The sequence below is a fragment of the Virgibacillus sp. JSM 102003 genome, from assembly GCF_041949995.1.
In the GTDB taxonomy this organism is placed as follows: Bacteria; Bacillota; Bacilli; order Bacillales; family Amphibacillaceae; genus Lentibacillus.
Genome location: NZ_JBHFQH010000002.1, coordinates 38,009 through 57,960, shown reverse-complemented (window position 1 = coordinate 57,960; position 19,952 = coordinate 38,009). Strand labels below are relative to the sequence as shown.

Here is a 19,952-nt window from a genome sequence, read left to right as displayed (position 1 = left end):
TATTAGTGAACTTCTTTCTTCAACATTACTGCCTCTATACTTGAACAAGGAGTACAATATCATTGTTCTAGGTAAGCACCAGCTAATTCAATATAATCTCCATTTTTCTACCCTTTGTTGTCATCCCAATCGACCTATAAAATTCAATAGCAGATGTATTTTCCTCGGATACTCCCAATTCAATACTATCAACACTGAGGTTCCCCCCAAAATTAAAAACGTATTGAGTTAGTTTTTTTCCGACACCTTTCTTTCTATATGTTTCAGCAACGCCTAGACTGTTTATAACTAATACTTTCCTTGCTTTAACAAAAGAGTTTTCAGTTGTTTCTTCTTCATTTGTTACTATAAAACCGACTATATCATTGCCTATGGTAGCCACAAAGATATGCTGTTTGTCATCAATTAATTGACTTTCAAAGAACTCTTGCTCAACTGGAGTGGAATTATCCTTGTACAAATCTGGTCTTACAAAAACGTGGAAATCATGAACTTGCCTAAATAAAGGCAGCAAAAATTCATAATCGTTTTGTTCGGCATTTCGAATAGATATATCCATATTTTTTTCTACCTCTCAATAATTGTTTAACTAGTATTTTACCACTTCTCACTCATGCCAGGGCATGCTTTATTAAACTTTTGCTATTTATTTCATTGCACTTAATACATTTGCACCTAAAAACGTTCTGTAAATTAACCACCGCCTATTATAGCAATAAAAACTCCAATAATTGCGATTATATATAGAACAGCTATGGCTAAATACGAATACATTACTATCTTAATCCATTTATTTAATCCCTTGTTCATAACAATTGCGACAAGTAAAAAAACAATTGAACTTATAATAAAATAATAATATCTTCCCTCAGTGAAGGTAGGCATCAATGTGTTCATTGTTGCAATTTCATAAGCTACTATTACCGCTGAAATAGCAGAAAATAAAGTCATTACTCCTATACTTTTTTCCATGAAACCTCCCCTATTTCTATATAATAGTTCATCTTCCTTCTCCCCGTAATTGTACCTGAAACTATACATAGGTGGTAAATCGGACTCAAATCAAAATAACCACCTATGAATAAATTCTATAGTTTTTTAGTTAACGGAAATAAGACACAATCCTTAATATTATCACTATCTGTTAATATCATTAACAAGCGTTCAATTCCAAATCCCCAACCTGAAATGGGGGGCATCCCATATTCCATAGCTGTTAGATAATCTTCATCCATTTCCATAGCTTCTATATCCCCATTACTTTTAAGAATAGCTTGAGCCTCCAGCCTTCTCCTTTGTTCGATTGGGTCAACTAACTCTGAATAGGCATTTATAATTTCTGCTCCATTCACCACTAATTGAAACCGGTCAGTAAGTCTGGGGTTATCATCATTTGCTCTAGCAAGTGGAGATAAATCGATAGGGTGCTGGATTAAAAATGTTGGTTTCACAAGTTGAGATCGACACCTTTTCTTGTAAAGGAGATCAATGAAATTACCTCTCCCTAAAGATTCAATATCCGAATGTTCTAAGTCAATACCTTTTCGCTTTGTTTCCTGGTGTAAATCCTCAACATCAGGATAAAGTTCTATATCAATACCTGTATCCCTTAAAATTAAATCCCTGAAGGAAACAATGTCCCATTCTAGCGAGAAGTCAATCGTTTGCCCTTGTAAGGTAATGGTAGTTGAATTGAAAGTTTGATCCAGAATAAATAGAACCATATCACGCATTAGTTTCATTGTATCCTCATAGCTCCAGTATGCCGCATACCCTTCAACCATTGTAAATTCTTGAAGATGTTGAGGACTAAGCCCTTCATTTCTAAAACACTTAGCAAACTCAAATACTTTGGTAAACCCACCCACAATTAACCTTTTTAAATAGGTCTCCGGGGCAATTCGTAAATTTAATTCAGTTTCCAAAGCGTTATGATAGGTCCTAAAAGGACTAGCAATTGCACCCGAGGAAGTATGCTGTAAGATTGGCGTTTCTACTTCCAAGAAATTTTGGTCCTCAAAGAATCTGCGAATTGATCGTACCATTTTAATTCTAGCTAACATTCGATTTTGAGTATCATTTGTCATCATTAAATCTAAGTACCGCTGTCTATATCGAAGTTCAACGCTGCTTAACCCATGCCACTTTTCTGGAAGAGTTCGTAATGCCTTCCCAAGAAATACGTAGTTTTCAATACGTAATGTTTTCTCGTTTGTTTTAGTCGTATACATACGTCCTTCAACACCAATAAAATCACCAATGTCTAACAAAGTATGAAATTGACTAAATGATTCTTCTCCGATCTCTTCCTTTTTCAAAAGAAGCTGTAAAATTCCTTGTATGTTTGATATCGTAATAAAACTCAATTTGCTGAAGCTTCTAATACTCATTATTCTTCCGGCAACCCGAACATCCGAGATTCCATCCTCAATGAGAGAAGCTTCATTAAGTTCATAATTTATAGCGAATTTTTCAGGATATACCGTGATTCCTTGAGATCTTATAGTATCTAATTTCTCTATTCTATAATTAGTTTGTTCGCTATTCATTTCTTTCACTCCATTCTTTTCGTTAGTTTATTGGGTCTCACATAATACGAATTTAAACGACAAAAAAACTCTCACCCCCAAGATTATTCATCTTGAGGACGAGAGTTATTAGCTTCGTGGTACCACCTCAGTTTGTTGATATGTTACCAAATCAACCTTGTCGGGTACGATAATTTTTTGAAAATTGATTATACCCTATCTCTTTAACGGGAGATCCCGTCGCAGTATCACTAAGAAATACGATCTTAGATCCGTGCGAAGCTCCAAGCCTTTTTTCATTAAGATTATTATTACTCCTTTCCACCTGCAGGAGCTCTCTAAAAATAATTAATCAAAATTACTCTTCTCTTCACAGCCTATATTCCAGATTAAATAATTGTAAAAATTGTAGCAAAATTAAATGATTTAGTCAATTGTAATTTATAGACCCTATTTTATTCTTGTAAACAATCATGTCAGTTAGCTTAATGCTTTATACATTCTTTAATATTGCTGAACAAGGGTGCAGTTCCAATTTTAAGGAAAGCGTCATTTAATAAAAAATCTATAATATAAATTCGATAGTCTTAGCAGTTCTATTAGCAGTAGATTCTCCCAAGATTTGTTCAACAAGATATAGTGCCATATTAATTCCTGAAGAAACTCCACCAGAGGATATGATGTTACCATCCTGTACAACTTTTCTGTCGGATAAGACTTGAATATCAGGATACTTTTCTCGAAGCATTTTCAATGCTAAATGGTGGGTAGTTACCTTCTTTCCATCTAATAAACCAGTTTCACCTAATATGTATGCTCCAGTGCAAACTGAACATAAGTATTCAATGTTTTTATGAGTATTAATCCAATCTATTATCTTCTGGTTTTTAGCGATAGCTTGCACTGCTCTTAAAGGACCTCCTGGAATTATTAGAATATCTAATTCAGGACTTAGATCAATGCTAAAATCAGGTTCTACTTTTATCCCGGAATGAGTTACAATTTTCATTCCCTTTTCTGTTATAGTATATACTTCGAATGGTCTCGTTGGTAATAAATGCTTTTTGTAAAGGGTTAATGCTTGTTCGGCTTTACTTTTAACTGTTAATGACAAAATCTCAGCGGGACCAGCAAAATCTAAAATATCTACATAATCAAACAGTAATATTCCAACCTTTAGCTTTTTCATTTACTTAGCTCCTTTATTCGAAACTACTATACTCCCCATTTGTTTGAGTGTAATCGTTACAGACTTTTTTTAACATAAAGATTCAGAACACCTTATAAAATCAAGATAAATCCATTATTACTTCCTAACCAAATAAATCCAGAGGTAGGATACATAATATCATCTACAAATATGCGACCAGAATTCTGAAATCATCCGTTTCCTCCTCTCATCCTTGTTAAACTAAGGGTGAGTTAGTCTAATAAGAATGCTTACTGTTTCTTCAACATCTGCACACGTTTGTTGAACAAGGATTCTACTTAATTTGTTTTTGGAAAACATTAATAGGGTGGTAACTTTTATTAACAAGACTATTTGCGATTTGATTTATAACGCCTGGATTACGAAGCTCATCATCGTTAAACTTCACTAAATCATTCACCTTCACCCAGGCACTATCTATTATTTCATCTTCTTCAAGATAGATTGAACCCCCAGTCACCTGCCCTATAAAATGAAACATAATAACTTGGTCTTGAGAACTACTAATAAAGTTATAAATACCAGTTGTATATGTACATTCCACATCTAGTCCAGTCTCTTCTTTTACTTCCCTTCTAGCTGCACAAGGGATGTCTTCTCCTATTTCAATTCTTCCACTTGGAAAATTCCACTTATTTATTACATTTGGTTTATTTTCTTTAATCATTAAAACTTCTTCATCTCTAATTATTGAAACACTAACAACTAAAACAATCGGTTTTTTTTCATTCATTTTTTTCTCCTCTGTAATTATATACAATATTTGTTTCCAACTAACTTTTCGTTTCCGATTAACCATTTTTCTTCTTCAATGACCTGCCAGTAAGTGTAATTCTTCACAACTTTGTGTTTATTTTAACATAACTATTCATAAATTTTTCGTAAAGTCATGAAACAAATTGTTTATCTGCCAATACATTGGTAAATACTTGTATGCAAATGCGAAAATTCATACGAATTTCACGGAATGGAGATGGATACCACATACAATATTAATGACAATTAACTAAGACTGTGGTATTACACTATTAAAAAAACGACCATCCAATCGCATGCAGATTGATGGTCGTTTTCGCTATTTTATTAATGTTTTGCACTAAGTAAAAAGAGGTAATTTTTTTCAATTAGATAGTATTCGATTACTACTTTTGCTGGCTAAACCAATGTCTGGTCAGCTCTTACTTCTCACAGCTTCTGATCCCTGTTTACGATACATGGAAACCAATGCTGCTCCGATTGAAAGTAAAGCAAAAAATCCGCCGACTGTTGCATTTTGTTCAATAGAGGAACGCTCAATAACCAGACCACCAACCAGTGATCCAAATGCGATACCTAGATGAAGCGCAGAATTATTCAAGCTTTGCTGAATGTCAGATGTTTCAGGTGATAAACTGATGAGATAGGACTGAGTTGCTGGAGCCAACGTCCAGCTTAGCATTCCCCAGATCACCAATATCGTTATAAATACCGGAAGCGCAAATGTTGTAAATGGAATGGAGAATATCACCAGCGTAAACAGAACGATCGTTAACATAATGGTCCGTTCTGGCCCTAGTTTGTCTGATAAAGTTCCACCAACTCCACCACCACTTACCGCTGCAATTCCGAATATCATGTAGATAATACTGACCCAGGTCCCGTCTACCTCCATGGTCATTTTTACAAAAGGAGTCAAATAAGCATAAAGAACTGTATGTCCCGCTATAAACAAAAATGTTATGGACTGCCCAAAAAATATTCTCCGTCCTTTCAAAGTGGCCAGTTGTTTTTTAATCGGGCTGGAAGGCTTCGGATCAATCCGCTCCATCAAAAGAAACACTCCAGCTATGGAAAAGACAGTTAAAACAGAAATCAGCACAAACGGAGCACGCCATCCAAAAGCATTCCCCAACAGTAACCCGACAGGAATCCCCAGAACAATCGAGGCACTAACACCCATGGAAACTATACCAATTGCCCTGCCGCGATATTTTGGATGAACGATTGATGGCGCAATGGTTAGACATAAAATAATCAGTAGTGACCCGCTCAATGCTGAAATAATTCTTCCTATAAAGACAATCGTATATGTCGGACTGAAAAATGTGACAATATTTCCCAATAGAAATACAACCAGTGAAATAAGAGTCAGACGTTTTCGCTCGATACTCGATGTAAGTATTAATAGAATCGGTGCCCCAACAGCAAAGATCAGTGAAAAAATAGTGATCAGGAAGCCAACCTGACCGAGACTGACATTAAGATCTGCTGCCATGAGATCCAATAATCCACCAATGATTAATTCAACCATCCCAACAACAAATGCAACAATCATCAAAAAGTAAACACGTTTATTCATTTCATGACGCCTTTCGTCTCTTAGTTAGTTTAATAGTTAATCGTAAACCTAATTGTTTAAAAAGACAAGCGTGTATCGGTATCTTCCTGCAATAACAGTCAAAAGGGACAAGGGGGGACAGGGTTATTTGTCCCACTTGCCATTCTTTAATCAATTTCACCATTTGACCCGCGGCTCGAAAATACTGTAGTCTATTTTATCACGATATTCAACAAATCGTCATGACTCTCCAGCAAACACACTTCATCTAGCCACCGAATACAATAGGCACAAAACCAGTAAAGGGTGAAAAAAGTGCCACAATCATTACCAGTTTCTATTAAACCGATGCGAGTCAGCTATGGTAGGGATATTCAAGTAATCTATCCCCATGTTTTTGGAATGCGAGACCGGGGAATGGAACGATTTATCAATCAGAATATCATCCATGAAACACAGCAGCTTATCAACATGCAGATAGCTGAAATGCCGACTACCCTTGTTGAGATGGATGGCTCATTCGAAATTAAAAACAACCAGCGAGACGTCCTGAGTTTATCCTTATATAACTATGCATACCATTATCAGGCTGCACATGGAATGACCTATATCAAATCACTAACTTTTGATTTGGAGAAGAATAGCCGCTGCAGTCTCGGTGATCTATTTAAACCTGAAAGTAATTATGTGGATCGGCTATCTGAGCTTATTAATGAACAGATTCAAGAGCGCGATATTGGCACATTTGAAGATACGGTTAAAATTCAGCCAGATCAGGACTTCTACATTGCCGATAAAGCACTAGTCATCTACTTTCAACTCTATGAGATCACACCATATGTTTTCGGATTTCCAATGTTTCCAATATCTGTCTATTCCATCCAGGATATTATCAATGAAGACGGTCCGCTTGGCCGAATGGCAGAGAATAATTAGCTATATACTAAAAAGGAAGGCCATATTCAATCTTTAATCGAAAAACCCACACCCATAACAGTACTTACGTAGGGTGCGGGTTTTTTATAATCATTTATTGATTAAAGAATATAAGATAATAACGAACATTTGTTCTACTTTTACTATTAATCTTTTAACTCTTATGGTAAAATTTATATAGCAACTACATAGTATAGTGGGCGGTTGGCCATCTTCCTACAGAAGGGAGGTGGTAGGATGACGACATTTGAAGCATTAAGTCTAGTAGCGCAATTTAGCATTTCACTAATAGCGACACTGACACTAATTGTAACTATTGTCGTCTACCTAAACAAAAAGAAGTAACCGCCCCCGTGACCAATGGCAGTTACTTCCTTTTAGATTAACACATCAATGGTCAACCGCTCTTTATGCGGTCTGTAGTTGTCGGTAACGAGTAGTTAGCGCTACTCGTTACCTTATTCTTATTATAAGTATAATTTTATCCACTTATACTGTCAATGTATTTATACATTATCATTTGCTGATAATCATACCACGAGTCTATTCAAAGAAAAAACTCCGTTATCAAAAAATTTTCTAACTAGCCTTCTTAGGAAACTTTAGTATCTTTCCCAAGTATAAAATTAACCCCAGGCTACCTCATAGTTTCTTAAGGACTTACCACTTCAATTGATTGTTATACCTTTTTTCTTTTTGGCCAAATAAAATTACTGATGGCAATCAGTAAATCGACACCTAATACAAGGGTCCAAATCCTTAAAAAGCCAGTCAACACCTCAGTTCGTGACGAGTCATTGATAAAATAAATCAGCCCGAATAAAAATCCGGCACCTATTATGTAAGCAAACACATGCTGTCCCCAACTTTTAAAATAATGTTTTGCATAATCGAAACCATATCGCTTAACTGGTTTTGGTCCTTGTTTCATCACATAATATTGAAAGCGGATATCCGCCCACTCAATCATGCTCTTCCCAAACGCAACAGAAACTCCGATATAAATAGCTGCAATTCCATGCACTTCGGTAGCAGTGGCACCACGGTAAAGATCCACACTAGTAGCTACTAATAAAATTAAATCAATGACCGGTGTTAAGGCTAATAATATGAGACCAAGTTTCTTTAAGTTAAATACATAACGTGTGATGAATCCTGCTGCAATCAAAACCCAAAACCCAATTTCACTCGCAACAATCATCCATGCAATTAAACTCACAGTAACCCCCCTTTTAAAGTCCATGTAACACATTCACGGAGGAGAAATATACAATAAGTGTCATATACCAATTAAAAGTATACCAAACCCACTAAAAAAAGGCACCACCAACGATGATGCCCTACATCTACAAGTATTCTAAACTTAACCCAATATAAATGATACTAGTGATGGCGATAAATCCTAAGAAAAATAATATCTTATGAAACCGGGACCAATTTTTCATCCATCCCCATCGTTTTCGGTCCACATCCATCAAAAAGAAATCAATAATAACCGCTAACAGAATAATTGAAATCGATGCAAAAGCGCCCATAGAATAACATCTCCCCAACTTCTAAAGCTACTTTGTTATACGAATTTAACTCCTAATTGTTGCACAACCTGCAGGTCACTCATTTCACACCATTGCTCGGTGATTTTTCCTTTTTCGATTAGAAAAATAATAATTCCAGTTTCTTTAATCTTTTGATCTTTGGGCGGAATCTCAAGTAAGCCCCCTTTATATGTACTATAACCAGTATAACGAGCAACAATTTTATCTCCTTCTTCAATCATATCGTGTACTGACCATGTACGATCAACAAAAGACTCACAGTACCAAGACAACCAGTTTTTAAAATTCTCTGTCCCAGCAAACCCCTCATCATGTCCTTGAGAATGTATGAGGATATCTTCCGCTGAAAGCCTATCAACAGCATTTGGGTCACCTTTTGAAAATACCTCTTCAAACCATATTTTAACTATTGACGCTTTTTCTTCAGTAGGCAAACATAGACCCTCCTTCTGAACCTAAAACCGGTAATTTTTTCCTAGGTTTATTGTTCCTTTTTCTTTATCTCTTTATTTGCTTTGATGACAAGTGGTAAAGCAAGGATTACACTCATAAAAGGAATAACAGTCCTGAAGAAAATTGAAGTGCTGTCACTTGTGAATAAAATTTCTTCTGGTAACACCATATTGTAAGCAACTCCTAATAATAAGGGTGTTATAGCGAGGATATGTATCCCAGCTTTACTTTTTGGCGTTTTTACAAATAGGATTACAGCTACCGATATTACAATCAACAACAAAATAATAGTGGCTATCCAGACCAATGTGGACATTAAACCGCTCCTTTTCATTAAATGTTATCTCTTAGTAAATATTAACATATCTTTCCATCTATTCGGTGCATCGATCACAATTTTCTGGAAAAATTTGATGTATATGTCAAACTTCTTGTTCAACTCTTGCAATTGTTGAGTGAAAGGGGATTTTTAATTTGCTTATGATTTTGTGTTTATTACTAATCAGTTTATCAGTTTTATTTTTTCTGCTAGGATATGGCTTTCTTAAAGATAAAATTGACGGTATTCTTTTGTTGAATTATTCAAGCGATGTAGATCACTAGATATAAAAAAGGAATTTTAATGTATATATAGAAATAGTAATTCAGAAGGAGATGAAAATCATGCGACATGTTCAAAATCTTCTGCTAGATCAGTTTTTAGCAAATGCCAATGACCCTAGCTGGTATCTTCCATTTACAGAAACAGTTAAAAATTTAACAGACGAAGAAGCATTTTGGAAACCTGCTGAAGATAGTCATAGTATCGCTGAAATTGTGCAGCATCTAATTTATTGGAATGAAATATGGCAAATAAGATACCAAAAATCTGATTTTCGTGCTGTTCCGTCTATTGAAGATAACGATAAAAGTTTTATTATTCCAGAAGGCAAAACCTTTAATAATTTAAAAGAACGCTTATTAGAGGTACTTCTACAATGGCAAAATTTACTAAACGAGAAACTACTCGAGAATGATGTGAGTGGATTCCCTGTATCCGCTAAATGGCATGAGTTACTTGGAAATGCCATTACGCATAACGCCTATCATATTGGTCAAATCGTTTATATACGGAAGTTGCAAAAAAGCTGGTATTAGAGTAATGAGAAATCTAATAATCGTTTAAAAGGATCGAAGGGGGAGTTTCTGTACGAAAGTTTCCTATTCTAGATAACTAAGCATAAAGGATTCTTAAAGTAATTAGGGGGGATTCATAAATGAACATTTTTATTAGACCCCTCATACTCTGAAGTTCCAGCTTTAATGGCGATTGCCTTACCACTTATGCAAGTAAGAAAGTATTTCTTTCTCCAAAAAACACCCTATGTTGAAAGGATAAGATAGCTCTTATTGGTCTTTTGCAAGATCTTTTCTGTTTGGAGCAAGTGGTGGTTGTTCCATCCATCTATATTTGGTCATTAAATTGAACCATTCTTTTGTAATCATTAGATTTTTTAGTATTATTTTCTCATATGTTGTCACTAGGTCTGTTCGCATTGCAGATGCAAGACCTGAACCATGATACGATTGTGCAGACTGTAATAAGAATCCAATGTGATGCATCATCAACTTATCTGAAAAAGGAGCATCTTGAGAAGTTGTAACCTCAGTTTCCCAAGACATGGGGACAGGCAAATTATCTCCTTTCAGCATCTTACCTAGTGATTGAATTTGCTGGTCTGATGCGTTTAGCGACTTTTCTAGAAATTTCCTTACCTCTTTTGATTGTGATACTTGGCTAAAGGCAATCGAAAGTGATTTTTCCATTATCTTCTTTTTTATATTAAGCGATAGAGCAATAATTTCTATTGAGGATAAAGGACGCTTGTCTCCAAAATAACCACCTATAAATTGTTGTCCTGAAATAAATTCAGGATTCTCTTCTGGATAAAAGTAAGGGTCTCTCTGAAAATGTCCCTTTTCCAGTAATAATTCAGTCGTTCGATGGTACATACTCATCCCTTCATTTGTACTTGAATCATAGAAGTGCCTTAAATCCTTTCTTACAGAAGAACTAAGCGATGTTGAATGCCCTAATAAACCATGCAGCGTCATAATATGTAAATAGTGCAAACAGAAGATATCCGAAAATAACCTTTTGGTCCCTTTGTTAAGGTCTAATTCAGTAAAGCCAATCGGTACTGGAAATCCTTCATTTTCAATTAACTGTCTTATTTTATTTTTTTGTGTATCAAATATCTTAATCGCATCTTCAAATAGCAGTTTTATCTTCTCATCTTCTATAATGGATACCATATATTTATTTATAATATCAACGGCTGTTCCATTTACATACTCGCCCCACAATGTTCCTATTTCAGCCGATGTAAGTTTTAAATCTTCTTTTTCCATTTAATCACCTCATCTTAATGTTTCCCAAAATATGATCAATGTATTTATTCATTCTTCAAAACCAGTGATGATTATAAAACACAGGAATTTTTACTTAAATATAAGGGTAAGGATGTTAACTCTGTTGGAGAAATTACTTATAGTGTTAATAGCCTTGGAAGCTTTGGGAAGGGTTGGTATCAAATTGAAGGAAAATGGCACTTTCAGGGATAGCGATACCGCTAATCCAACGAATGCTAAAATCTCAGAACATACCGATGTAGAAGTGACAGTGGGATGAAGTGGCAATACTGAATTGGTAACATTCTTAACATCCACCTAGATTAACTTATTAAAGCTAGTATATTTCAAAGCCCCAATAAATTAGATATCTGCAAAAAAAAAAGATTCCCAACTAAGGAAATCTCTCTTTCACTAGTAACGTTTATTTTTGAACGTTAGCTGCTTGTGGTCCGCGGTTACCTTCAACAATTTCGAATGTAACTGTTTGGTTTTCTTCTAATGTTTTGAAACCTTCGTCTTGAATAGCAGAGAAATGAACGAATACATCGTCTTGCCCTTCTACTTCAATAAAACCGAAACCTTTTTCTGCGTTAAACCATTTAACATTACCTTGTAACATAAATTGTTACCTCCTGCGTGGATTCAATCCACAATGTATTACTATTAATGCTCTGCATATTCATTCCAGACGAAAGTGACTTACTAGTTACTTTTCTCTTTCATTGACAACCGAACAAGAATAATTAACTTTAATCATAACAGTGAATGTACTTCTTGTCAAGTACTGCTTCAAATTATTTTAATTAAGTAGTAGTGTTACTATTTATAAGCGCCCTTTAATTTTGCTGGTTTTTTTCAAACCATAGCAGTGCTTCCTTTTCCATTTCCCTTACAAATTCTTTTTTTGCAGGGCTGTAGTCACTTGTACTATCAAAACGTTGAGCCAAATCTTCTTTAAAATTGCTGTATCGATCTACTTCTGCTGGGTGGGTTCGCAGATAATCTCGAAAGATTAAGTGCCGTTTGATTTGAGGGTTATCCACCTGATAAAAATGAATATGATGTGTCCTGTTTTCCCCGCCTTTTCGAAATAACCTTCTTCCTTCAATGTCCCATTCGCCAGCAATATCATATCCAAGTGTATGCATTTTGTCGTTGAACGAATCAATTTTCTTAATGTCTTTTACGATACACATCATATCGATTACGGGTTTAGCCTTTAGGCCAGGAACTGCGGTGCTCCCAAAATGTTCAAATTTAATCACTTCGTCACCAAATATGTTTTTTAAAAATTGAGCTTCCATTTCAAACATTTCAGCCCAGCTTTCCTTATAATCTGTTAATCTAACTTTCATAAAGACACTTCCTTTTTGTCAAAATAATACAATCTAATACGCACCGCTAAACATTAAAAAACGCACTTTCCACATTATACGAGAAGCAGAATCCACTGTTATCACAACGGAATTCTGCTGATTCACTTAATGGTTTAATCATGATCATTGCAAAAAATTCCAACTAATTCATTTCAGCCAGCCTTTATTTTCAGCTATGGTAACGGCATCAATGCGATTTTTTGCTTCGAGTTTTTGGATTACTTCAGAAATATAATTACGGATGGTTCCCGGTGATAAATATAATTTGGAACTGATATCCTTCACAGAATCGCCTGCTTTCAGACAACTGAGGATTTCAGTTTCCCGGTCAGTTAGTGGATCAATCTCTTCCATCATCGAGAAAGTCAGATGCGGACTGAAGAAACGCCTTCCTGACTGAATCTTGCGAAGTGACTCAGCTAATTCTGATACCGGGGCATCTTTTAGCAAATACCCATGGACTCCAGCTTTAACCGCCTGTTGCAAATACCCGCTCCGTGCAAAGGTGGTTACAATTACAACCTTGCATTCACTACCCTCGGATTTCAACTTTTCGGCTACTTGCAAACCACTTAATAAAGGCATTTCTATATCCAGAAGTGCGATGTCTGGTTTATGCTGGTGGATTAGCTTAAGTGCTTCTTCACCATTGTCAGTTTCTCCAGCAATTTCAATGTCTTCTTCCATAGCCAGCAATTTACTAATTGCACCTCGAAGCATACCCTGGTCTTCTGCTATAATAATATGCACATGATCTCCCCCAATCATAAGAACTTCATTTCTTGGGAACAGTTATTGTCACTTTAGTTCCCTGCGATTGATTGGACTCATAGTTGATTTCCCCTTCAATCAACAACAAACGTTCCCTCATTCCCAACACTCCATTACCAAATTCATCGAATCTCGTATACTCTTTATCCAGCCCTTTGCCATCATCTTTGACAACAAGCACTAGCTTCTCCTGTAACTCCTCCAGACTGATAGTGCATGTATCAGCATTACTGTGGTTGACAACATTGGTAATGCACTCCCGAAGGCACATTCCAAGAATATGCTCAATGGTCGGTTCTATGCTTGCTGCAGTATTTTTTTCATAGATAAATTGTATTCCAGCAGATTGGAGTATTGACTTAGCATGGTTAAGCTCATCTTCAATAGTAATGGATTGCATGTCACTAACAAGTTCCCGGACTTGCAGTAGAATTGATCGTGAAATAGTTTGGACATCTTGAACTTCTGCAATTGCCTGTTCCTTATCCTTTGTGATTAAGCGTTCCACAAGCTCACTTTTCACGGTAATCATGGATAATGTCTGCCCTAAAGTGTCATGCAAATCTCGCGCAATACGTTGACGTTCGGCATTTTTTACAAGTCGGGTAATCTCCTTATTAGCTTTTTGCATGACCGGTAAAACACGCTTATCACATAAGGGATTACATACAATGATAGGACAACCGGAATCCAATATGGTTGAAACTGATTTAATGTTTGCATATAAAATACGAAAATTGCCCCCGCATAGAGGAATGTCATGGTAATCATGATCCGTGTGATTAGGCGATAAGAATCGAGCAATCCTGTCACAACTGCCGGATAAAACCCAAAACATAAACTCCATGGTGTATAAAAAGCACCTAAAATAGCTACAGTTCCTAGCTGGACAATTATATAAACGATCCGATACTTTTCATTTGCAACACTTTTATAGTAGGTGATTCCAAGAACTATAAATAATACTAGATAACCTTGCTCAACAGGCATAAAAAACAAATAACTAAGTGGTAAAATCAACAGTCCCAGCAGAGCGGTCTTCCTCGAATGCTTACTTAACAATAGTGATCTCATCTATACCGCTTCCTCATTAATTATTAGAATGGCTATATTGCTATCAGGTACGTACTGTCTTTATCGGTTTTAACCATTTGGGTATCAACCAAATCGAAATTAATGCGACGACTATATGCACGGGGTGTGCAACAATACCAAAATCAGTTGCTGGAGGGTTTACAATATCATTAACGGTCATCACCAAAGTGACTCCTGATACAAGAACGATGTAATAAACTCCTGGTCTTTTGGCAGATTGAAACCATTTTGAGTAAATTATAGCCCCAGCCATATTCGTTACAATTGCCGCGATTCCGATAGAAATCCAAGTTAACTGATCAAACCAAAGTGCTGTGACCCTTCCAATTAAATAAGCCGTGACTATTCCTGCAACACCAGCAAGAATTCCAACGAAGCATCCTACTTTCAAACTTCTTTTCATAATCAAAATCTCCTCTTTTTTAAGATGCTTTAATCGTAAATAAAAGAGAAATTGATTAGTAGTTATGTATATCATTTATTAAAGATGATAAATATCATTTTATATAATAGAGTACTAAAAATTATGATTCCGCCCTAACAACGATTCCTAAAAGCTCCAGGTCTTCCGGGTATACTTGTTTTACCTCCTGCCAATCCCTTGCCTCAGGGTCGTTCATGCCTTCGTTGTACTTTACTTACTATCCTTAATATACCTTTGAATAAAAAGATTTTAAAAGATGAAATTGTGATCGAATCTTTTGTTATGGTATTTTTTTGCTTCAAATAATTATTGATTTGCTTTCTTCTATTTGGAATCATTAGTAAGGGCAGCTTATTTGGCTTAAACCATTCCACCTTTTCTGTTTCAGGACCATCATTGATTGGCGATCCACCTTTTAACTTGCCTAGGAATAGATGTTGCATATCATCGTATTGGGGTTGATAATATTCTCCAATTTTTCGGTTAATCGTAATAATAAAGCCAGTCTCTTCTTCTGTTTCTCTTACAGCGCATTGTTCTAACGATTCATGCTTTTCAAGTGTTCCACCAGGCAAATCCCAGAGCGAATAATCCTTCCGCCTAGCCAGTAGTATATGACCTTTTCTATTGAAAACTATTGTAAAGCAGCCTGCTGTTTTCGCCATAATTTGCTCACTCCTATTTTGATAAAGAATGAAGAAAATTTATTTATTATTCTCTAACAATCTTTTAATTGTTCTAATCTGTCCTCGATGGTTAATTTCGTCCTCCATAACGTGAAACCATAAATAATAATTATTATAGGGAACGCCATTTCCCCATTTGTTCTCTTCAAACAACCAGCTATCATCCTTCGACTTTAGATATAGCAATGTATCTTCTCTAACTTGTGATAATCCGTCTAAATAATAACTAAGTGAATGTTCTATTATTTCTTCTCTTGCTTTGTCTCCAAGTTCTAGAGCTATTCCCCACCTCAAATACTCATCTTCTACTAAGTCTCTTCTTTTAAATGAAATAACCTGATGTACGAACTCAATAGACGCAATATGTGATAAGAGAGATCCGATAGAATTTGAACTGTCATCTGGTAAATAATCCAAATCACATTGATTCAAATCAGATACTTCGCTCAGTGTTACATCCCTTGTATGTTCAAACATAGATAAAAGTTCTCCAATTTTATCAGTAAACTTTTCTTTTTGTTTTATTCTATAGTCAATCATCAATCTACCTCCATTCAAAGCTATGTATAAGGCTACCAAAAAACAAAAGAAATTAAAGACTGAAAATTCATAGTAAAAATGATATAATATAAATGAACATACAGAAAAGGGCAACTTAAAATGTTGCCCTTTAACTCTGCTTAACCTCAATTAAATAAGGTTATTTATCCATTTCACGCCTTTTAAACATCACTACTACAATAAGGCACATTCCGGCTAACCATCCTGCAATGACAACCAGATTAAGCCATACTTCTGCAATACCTGCTCCTGTCTGCACGTCATTTGCCAAATTAACAAGCTGAACATTCGGGAGGTACTCAACAAAAGACAGTATTGGATATTCTTCAATCAGTTCCTTCAAATAGGTTCCAAATGTGAATAAGAGCATGAATGGCACGATAATCATGGATGCTTCCATTACCGATTTGGCTAATAGTCCAAGTAATGTTCCGAGCGCAATATAAAATAAAATAGATACACCAATGGCTATTGAAATGATAAAAGGATCTGCTGGTTCGTATCCTGATATCTTCGCACCAATCACAGCAATCACCACGGTAAAAATAAAGCTCAGCAAACTTTTCCCAGCTAGAATTTCCGTTGGATTTGCCGGAGATAGCATAAGATTGCGTAGTGTGTTCTTCTCCCTTTCTTCAGCAATCAATATACATTGCAAGAATGCTGCAACCATCGATAACGTTAAATTAATTACAACAAAATGTGCTTCAACGGGCAGATTAGCTGCAGGTTCTCTTCCAGTAATAGCAGCCAATACAAGAGGCAATGGTAAAAAAGTGGATACAGACCAGTATTTTAATATATCCTTTACATCCTTTTGAAAAATCGCATTTATTCGTTTGATCGAGAATGTCATACCAGATCCCTCCCTGTTACCTCTACAAAAATATCCCCTAATGTTGGCTCATTTGAATAAACCGACACGATTTCATTGTTGACCATGTACTTACTCATCGCCTCAGCACCTTCAGGACCTTTGTCGATGACAACTTTACTTCCGTTACTTAATTCAACAATTAGTGAAGGATCTGAAAATGTTCTGCATAACTTTTTTGGTTCATCAAGAAGTTGAATTTTTCCCTTATTTAATAAAGCTACACGGTTGCATAATAACTCTGCCTCGTTCATATCATGTGTCGTCAAAAAAATTGTTGTACCTTTGGCGTTCAATTGTCGCAGCCCATCATGTATATGCTTGGAATTAACCGGGTCAAGTGCAGCTGTCGGTTCGTCTAAAAATAATAACTCGGGTTCATGTAAAAAAGTGCGTGCCAGCATGACACGTTGCAGCATCCCTTTTGAAAGCTTTGATACCAATTTCTTCTTTTCGCCTTCCAAATTCACCATAGCAAGAACTTCACTGATTCGCCTTAGCGGAACATCATACAGCTTACAGTACAGTTTTAAATTTTCATATATGGATAAACGTTGATATAGACCACTATTATCCGTCAGAACGCCAAATTTTTTTCGATAGCTTACCCCGTTTAACGCTGAAGTGGGTACCTTAAATACTTGCGCTTCTCCATCTGTGGGCGATAATTGTCCTGTAAGAATTTTTATTGTCGTTGTTTTGCCCGCTCCGCTCGGTCCAAGAAATCCAAATATCTCTCCCTTTTTCACAACCAAATTCACGTCCTCCAATGCCCTTTCGTTCGCAAAAACCTTCTCCACTGATTTCATTTCAATAATATTCTCCATTGTAGCGCCTCCCATCTAGTCAATGACTGTTTTGTGATACAACTTAAGAATAAAAGAAATACAATCTTGGAGCAGTATTTTTTCTGTGGAAAGAGCTATTTTATGATAAATGGAGCGTATTTAAGGTGAATGGAACTTATTTCATCCCAAGCATGCCTTTTAATTCCGCCATTTTCGACTTTGATAACGGAATGACAGACTCATTCTGGTCATCCAACATTAGGCTGAAGCTGTTACGGGTCCAGGTCACGACTTCACGGACTTGCTGTAAATTAACAATGTAAGAGCGGTGGCAGCGAAAAAAACCGTACGGCTTCAATCGAACTTCAAGGTCAGCTAAGGTAAAGACACATAGAAAAGGTTCACCCATGCTGTAAACATAGGATTGACCGGTATGGCTTTCAATAAAGTCAATTTCTTGTGGATCAAATAATACCATTTTATCGTTCACTTTTGTCGGAATTTTGTTAAATTGGATTGGCTCTATCTGTTCTGCATTTAACGCTTCTTCTTCTTTTCGAGGAGAAGCTATTTTTTGCGGGTATTCTTCCGCCTGGATGGAATGTAAACCCATTTCATCTAATCGATTTATGTCATCGGTTAAGGTGACCGCGCTTTCCATATTTCCTGTCAAAACCAATACGCTTTTTCTATGTTGCTGTAATTCTCTAAACAGTTTTATAAAAATGCGTTTGGTTTCAACGTCAACGTTTTGATCAGGTTCTTCCAACACAAATAATGCTGGTTCCTGAAAAAGTAACCGGGCCATTTGAATTCTTTTTTTCTTGGAATAAGATAAGTTTCGCACCTTTTCATGTTGCACCGTTGTCAACTGAACCATATTTAACATGTCTGCAATCAGCTGATCAGAATCATATAGCTTCTTGTAAAATTTAAAATGATCTATTACGGTCAAACGTTCATAAAGCGCATCATCCAAAAAGAAATACCCTATCTTTGAATGATAGGCTGTGTTGTGTCCAGGGAGCTTTTCTTGGTTAACACTTATTTCTCCGTTCAAAATCTCCATCTTCCCGACCATCATATTTAACAGAACACTTCGTACATTTGTATTTGAATGAATTGAAACGGATTGACCTTCTGAAATCTCTAAGCTGAATTTAGGAAAGATAATCGTATCCTCACTTTGTTTCTCGAGGTTATGAATTTTGAATAACACCATAAAATCACCTTTTTATAATAGTGTAACCCTTAGAATAATGATAAGTGAACACCGCAGTTGTATAGCAATCGATCTTCATATACTAGCTGCAGTAGTATCACAATTTCGTTTCCTGGGGGATAGAGGTATACATTTGTCTCCTGGTTCGTAAATATAACACTAAATTCCAGATTCTCGTTACCGAAATCCCAATTTTCTGAAATAGCAACCTGTATAAAGACCGCTTATAATGTCGATCTTCATTTCATAAAAGTCTAAATTACCTATCATAGCCCACTTTTATTGTGCATTCTTTGAGTGAACATGGCAATAATCCCAATTGGAATACCTAAAAAAAAGAACAAAGCGATAACCGGGATTATACCTTCGATTGTCACAGAATTATTTAAAAGGATGACTACAATGATAAATAAAGATACAAAAGTGAAAAACAAGCCTAATCGTTTTCTTCTTTCGTGCAATGCAGATACGCCCGTCACTAACATAGTCGCAGCTATTAAACCTAAATATAGTTGTACAGACGGAAGCAATAGTATGTATTCATTATGAGTTATCAAAGCATAACTTGAAAAAAGTATAGTTATTACTCCAATAGCAATTCGAAATAGTATATTTTTTAACAAAAGTAACCCCGCTTCTAGTTAATGATACCTAAAAAAATGCTAATAAATCCTGTGTTACAGCAATAAACCCTACTAATGCTACGACTAAGTAAGCCGAACCAAGCATCTTGTCTTCACTTACAATTTCTACACCATTAA

27 protein-coding genes and 1 other annotated feature are annotated in these 19,952 nt (G+C 35.9%); of the genes, 4 read left to right on the top strand and 23 right to left on the bottom strand.

Annotated elements, in window-relative coordinates:
• Nucleotides 1-82: 82 nt before the first annotated feature.
• From ACE1TG_RS02640 to ACE1TG_RS02615, 6 genes are all read right to left on the bottom strand, one after another.
• Nucleotides 83-559 carry a GNAT family N-acetyltransferase gene (locus ACE1TG_RS02640; protein WP_375050809.1) on the bottom strand — a complete coding sequence of 159 codons (477 nt, stop codon included), beginning with the start codon at nt 557-559 and terminating at the stop codon, nt 83-85.
• Nucleotides 560-693: 134 nt separating this feature from the next.
• Nucleotides 694-972 carry a hypothetical protein gene (locus ACE1TG_RS02635; protein ID WP_375050808.1) on the bottom strand — a complete coding sequence of 93 codons (279 nt, stop codon included), beginning with the start codon at nt 970-972 and terminating at the stop codon, nt 694-696.
• A gap of 116 nt (nt 973-1,088) precedes the next feature.
• Nucleotides 1,089-2,549 carry a lysine--tRNA ligase gene (gene lysS, locus ACE1TG_RS02630; protein WP_375050807.1) on the bottom strand — a complete coding sequence of 487 codons (1,461 nt, stop codon included), beginning with the start codon at nt 2,547-2,549 and terminating at the stop codon, nt 1,089-1,091.
• 91 nt (nt 2,550-2,640) lie between these two features.
• Nucleotides 2,641-2,911, bottom strand: a binding site (T-box leader).
• Between the two features lie 182 nt (nt 2,912-3,093).
• Complete coding sequence (locus ACE1TG_RS02625) at nt 3,094-3,717, bottom strand: DJ-1/PfpI family protein (RefSeq protein ID WP_375050806.1); 624 nt, start codon at nt 3,715-3,717, stop codon at nt 3,094-3,096.
• Between the two features lie 295 nt (nt 3,718-4,012).
• Complete coding sequence (locus ACE1TG_RS02620) at nt 4,013-4,471, bottom strand: NUDIX hydrolase (protein ID WP_375050805.1); 459 nt, start codon at nt 4,469-4,471, stop codon at nt 4,013-4,015.
• Nucleotides 4,472-4,909: 438 nt separating this feature from the next.
• Complete coding sequence (locus ACE1TG_RS02615; protein ID WP_375050804.1) at nt 4,910-6,076, bottom strand: MFS transporter; 1,167 nt, start codon at nt 6,074-6,076, stop codon at nt 4,910-4,912.
• A 294-nt stretch (nt 6,077-6,370) separates the two neighbouring features.
• On the opposite strand from ACE1TG_RS02615, the gene ACE1TG_RS02610 reads away from it, so the two are divergent.
• Together ACE1TG_RS02610 and ACE1TG_RS02605 are read left to right on the top strand one after the other, a co-directional pair.
• Nucleotides 6,371-6,991 carry a DUF3298 and DUF4163 domain-containing protein gene (locus tag ACE1TG_RS02610; protein ID WP_375050803.1) on the top strand — a complete coding sequence of 207 codons (621 nt, stop codon included), beginning with the start codon at nt 6,371-6,373 and terminating at the stop codon, nt 6,989-6,991.
• 237 nt (nt 6,992-7,228) lie between these two features.
• On the top strand, nt 7,229-7,336 hold the full coding sequence (locus ACE1TG_RS02605; RefSeq protein ID WP_245251796.1) for a putative holin-like toxin: 108 nt from the start codon (nt 7,229-7,231) through the stop codon (nt 7,334-7,336).
• Nucleotides 7,337-7,670: 334 nt separating this feature from the next.
• Here the strand turns inward: ACE1TG_RS02605 and ACE1TG_RS02600 are convergent, their stop codons facing one another.
• The 4 genes from ACE1TG_RS02600 to ACE1TG_RS02585 form a co-directional block, all read right to left on the bottom strand.
• Nucleotides 7,671-8,210: a hypothetical protein gene (locus ACE1TG_RS02600; protein WP_375050802.1), complete on the bottom strand. Its 540-nt coding sequence runs from the start codon at nt 8,208-8,210 to the stop codon at nt 7,671-7,673.
• Nucleotides 8,211-8,337: 127 nt separating this feature from the next.
• Nucleotides 8,338-8,526, bottom strand: coding sequence for a hypothetical protein (locus ACE1TG_RS02595; protein ID WP_375050801.1), 189 nt, complete (start codon nt 8,524-8,526; stop codon nt 8,338-8,340).
• A 35-nt stretch (nt 8,527-8,561) separates the two neighbouring features.
• Nucleotides 8,562-8,981 carry an ester cyclase gene (locus ACE1TG_RS02590; RefSeq protein ID WP_375050800.1) on the bottom strand — a complete coding sequence of 140 codons (420 nt, stop codon included), beginning with the start codon at nt 8,979-8,981 and terminating at the stop codon, nt 8,562-8,564.
• A gap of 47 nt (nt 8,982-9,028) precedes the next feature.
• The gene (locus tag ACE1TG_RS02585; RefSeq protein ID WP_375050799.1) at nt 9,029-9,316 is read right to left on the bottom strand and encodes a hypothetical protein; all 288 of its coding nucleotides are present in this window, start codon (nt 9,314-9,316) and stop codon (nt 9,029-9,031) included.
• A gap of 347 nt (nt 9,317-9,663) precedes the next feature.
• Between ACE1TG_RS02585 and ACE1TG_RS02580 the strand changes: the two genes are divergently transcribed.
• Nucleotides 9,664-10,137 carry a DinB family protein gene (locus ACE1TG_RS02580; protein ID WP_375050798.1) on the top strand — a complete coding sequence of 158 codons (474 nt, stop codon included), beginning with the start codon at nt 9,664-9,666 and terminating at the stop codon, nt 10,135-10,137.
• Nucleotides 10,138-10,386: 249 nt separating this feature from the next.
• Here ACE1TG_RS02580 and ACE1TG_RS02575 read toward each other — a convergent pair whose 3' ends face one another.
• Nucleotides 10,387-11,391, bottom strand: coding sequence for a DUF3231 family protein (locus ACE1TG_RS02575; protein WP_375050797.1), 1,005 nt, complete (start codon nt 11,389-11,391; stop codon nt 10,387-10,389).
• Nucleotides 11,392-11,515: 124 nt separating this feature from the next.
• Between ACE1TG_RS02575 and ACE1TG_RS02570 the strand changes: the two genes are divergently transcribed.
• Nucleotides 11,516-11,671, top strand: a complete 156-nt coding sequence (locus ACE1TG_RS02570) for a hypothetical protein (RefSeq protein WP_375050796.1) — start codon at nt 11,516-11,518, stop codon at nt 11,669-11,671.
• Nucleotides 11,672-11,815: 144 nt separating this feature from the next.
• Here the strand turns inward: ACE1TG_RS02570 and ACE1TG_RS02565 are convergent, their stop codons facing one another.
• The 12 genes from ACE1TG_RS02565 to ACE1TG_RS02510 all read right to left on the bottom strand — a co-directional run bounded on the left by ACE1TG_RS02565 (nt 11,816) and on the right by ACE1TG_RS02510 (nt 19,814).
• Nucleotides 11,816-12,013 carry a cold-shock protein gene (locus ACE1TG_RS02565; RefSeq protein ID WP_092493415.1) on the bottom strand — a complete coding sequence of 66 codons (198 nt, stop codon included), beginning with the start codon at nt 12,011-12,013 and terminating at the stop codon, nt 11,816-11,818.
• A gap of 217 nt (nt 12,014-12,230) precedes the next feature.
• Entirely contained in the window at nt 12,231-12,749 is a 519-nt protein-coding gene (locus ACE1TG_RS02560; protein WP_375050795.1) for a GrpB family protein, read from the bottom strand.
• A 168-nt stretch (nt 12,750-12,917) separates the two neighbouring features.
• A complete protein-coding gene (locus tag ACE1TG_RS02555) occupies nt 12,918-13,538 on the bottom strand; it encodes a response regulator transcription factor (RefSeq protein WP_375050794.1) in 621 nt (206 codons plus the stop codon).
• Between the two features lie 7 nt (nt 13,539-13,545).
• The gene (locus tag ACE1TG_RS02550) at nt 13,546-14,172 is read right to left on the bottom strand and encodes a sensor histidine kinase (RefSeq protein ID WP_375050793.1); all 627 of its coding nucleotides are present in this window, start codon (nt 14,170-14,172) and stop codon (nt 13,546-13,548) included.
• Entirely contained in the window at nt 14,136-14,531 is a 396-nt protein-coding gene (locus tag ACE1TG_RS02545) for a hypothetical protein (protein WP_375050792.1), read from the bottom strand. The genes ACE1TG_RS02550 and ACE1TG_RS02545 overlap by 37 nt, the downstream gene beginning before the upstream one ends.
• Nucleotides 14,532-14,658: 127 nt before the next feature.
• Complete coding sequence (locus tag ACE1TG_RS02540; protein ID WP_375050791.1) at nt 14,659-15,039, bottom strand: hypothetical protein; 381 nt, start codon at nt 15,037-15,039, stop codon at nt 14,659-14,661.
• 203 nt (nt 15,040-15,242) lie between these two features.
• On the bottom strand, nt 15,243-15,725 hold the full coding sequence (locus ACE1TG_RS02535) for an NUDIX hydrolase (protein ID WP_375050790.1): 483 nt from the start codon (nt 15,723-15,725) through the stop codon (nt 15,243-15,245).
• 39 nt (nt 15,726-15,764) lie between these two features.
• On the bottom strand, nt 15,765-16,286 hold the full coding sequence (locus ACE1TG_RS02530) for a DinB family protein (RefSeq protein WP_375050789.1): 522 nt from the start codon (nt 16,284-16,286) through the stop codon (nt 15,765-15,767).
• A 160-nt stretch (nt 16,287-16,446) separates the two neighbouring features.
• Entirely contained in the window at nt 16,447-17,163 is a 717-nt protein-coding gene (locus tag ACE1TG_RS02525; protein ID WP_375050788.1) for an ABC transporter permease, read from the bottom strand.
• Nucleotides 17,160-18,008, bottom strand: coding sequence for an ABC transporter ATP-binding protein (locus ACE1TG_RS02520; protein WP_375050787.1), 849 nt, complete (start codon nt 18,006-18,008; stop codon nt 17,160-17,162). Before ACE1TG_RS02520 ends, ACE1TG_RS02525 begins: the two co-directional genes overlap by 4 nt.
• 136 nt (nt 18,009-18,144) lie before the next feature.
• Nucleotides 18,145-19,191 carry a LytTR family transcriptional regulator DNA-binding domain-containing protein gene (locus ACE1TG_RS02515; protein ID WP_375050786.1) on the bottom strand — a complete coding sequence of 349 codons (1,047 nt, stop codon included), beginning with the start codon at nt 19,189-19,191 and terminating at the stop codon, nt 18,145-18,147.
• Nucleotides 19,192-19,457: 266 nt separating this feature from the next.
• Nucleotides 19,458-19,814, bottom strand: coding sequence for a hypothetical protein (locus tag ACE1TG_RS02510; RefSeq protein WP_375050785.1), 357 nt, complete (start codon nt 19,812-19,814; stop codon nt 19,458-19,460).
• Between the last annotated feature and the right edge of the window lie 138 nt (nt 19,815-19,952).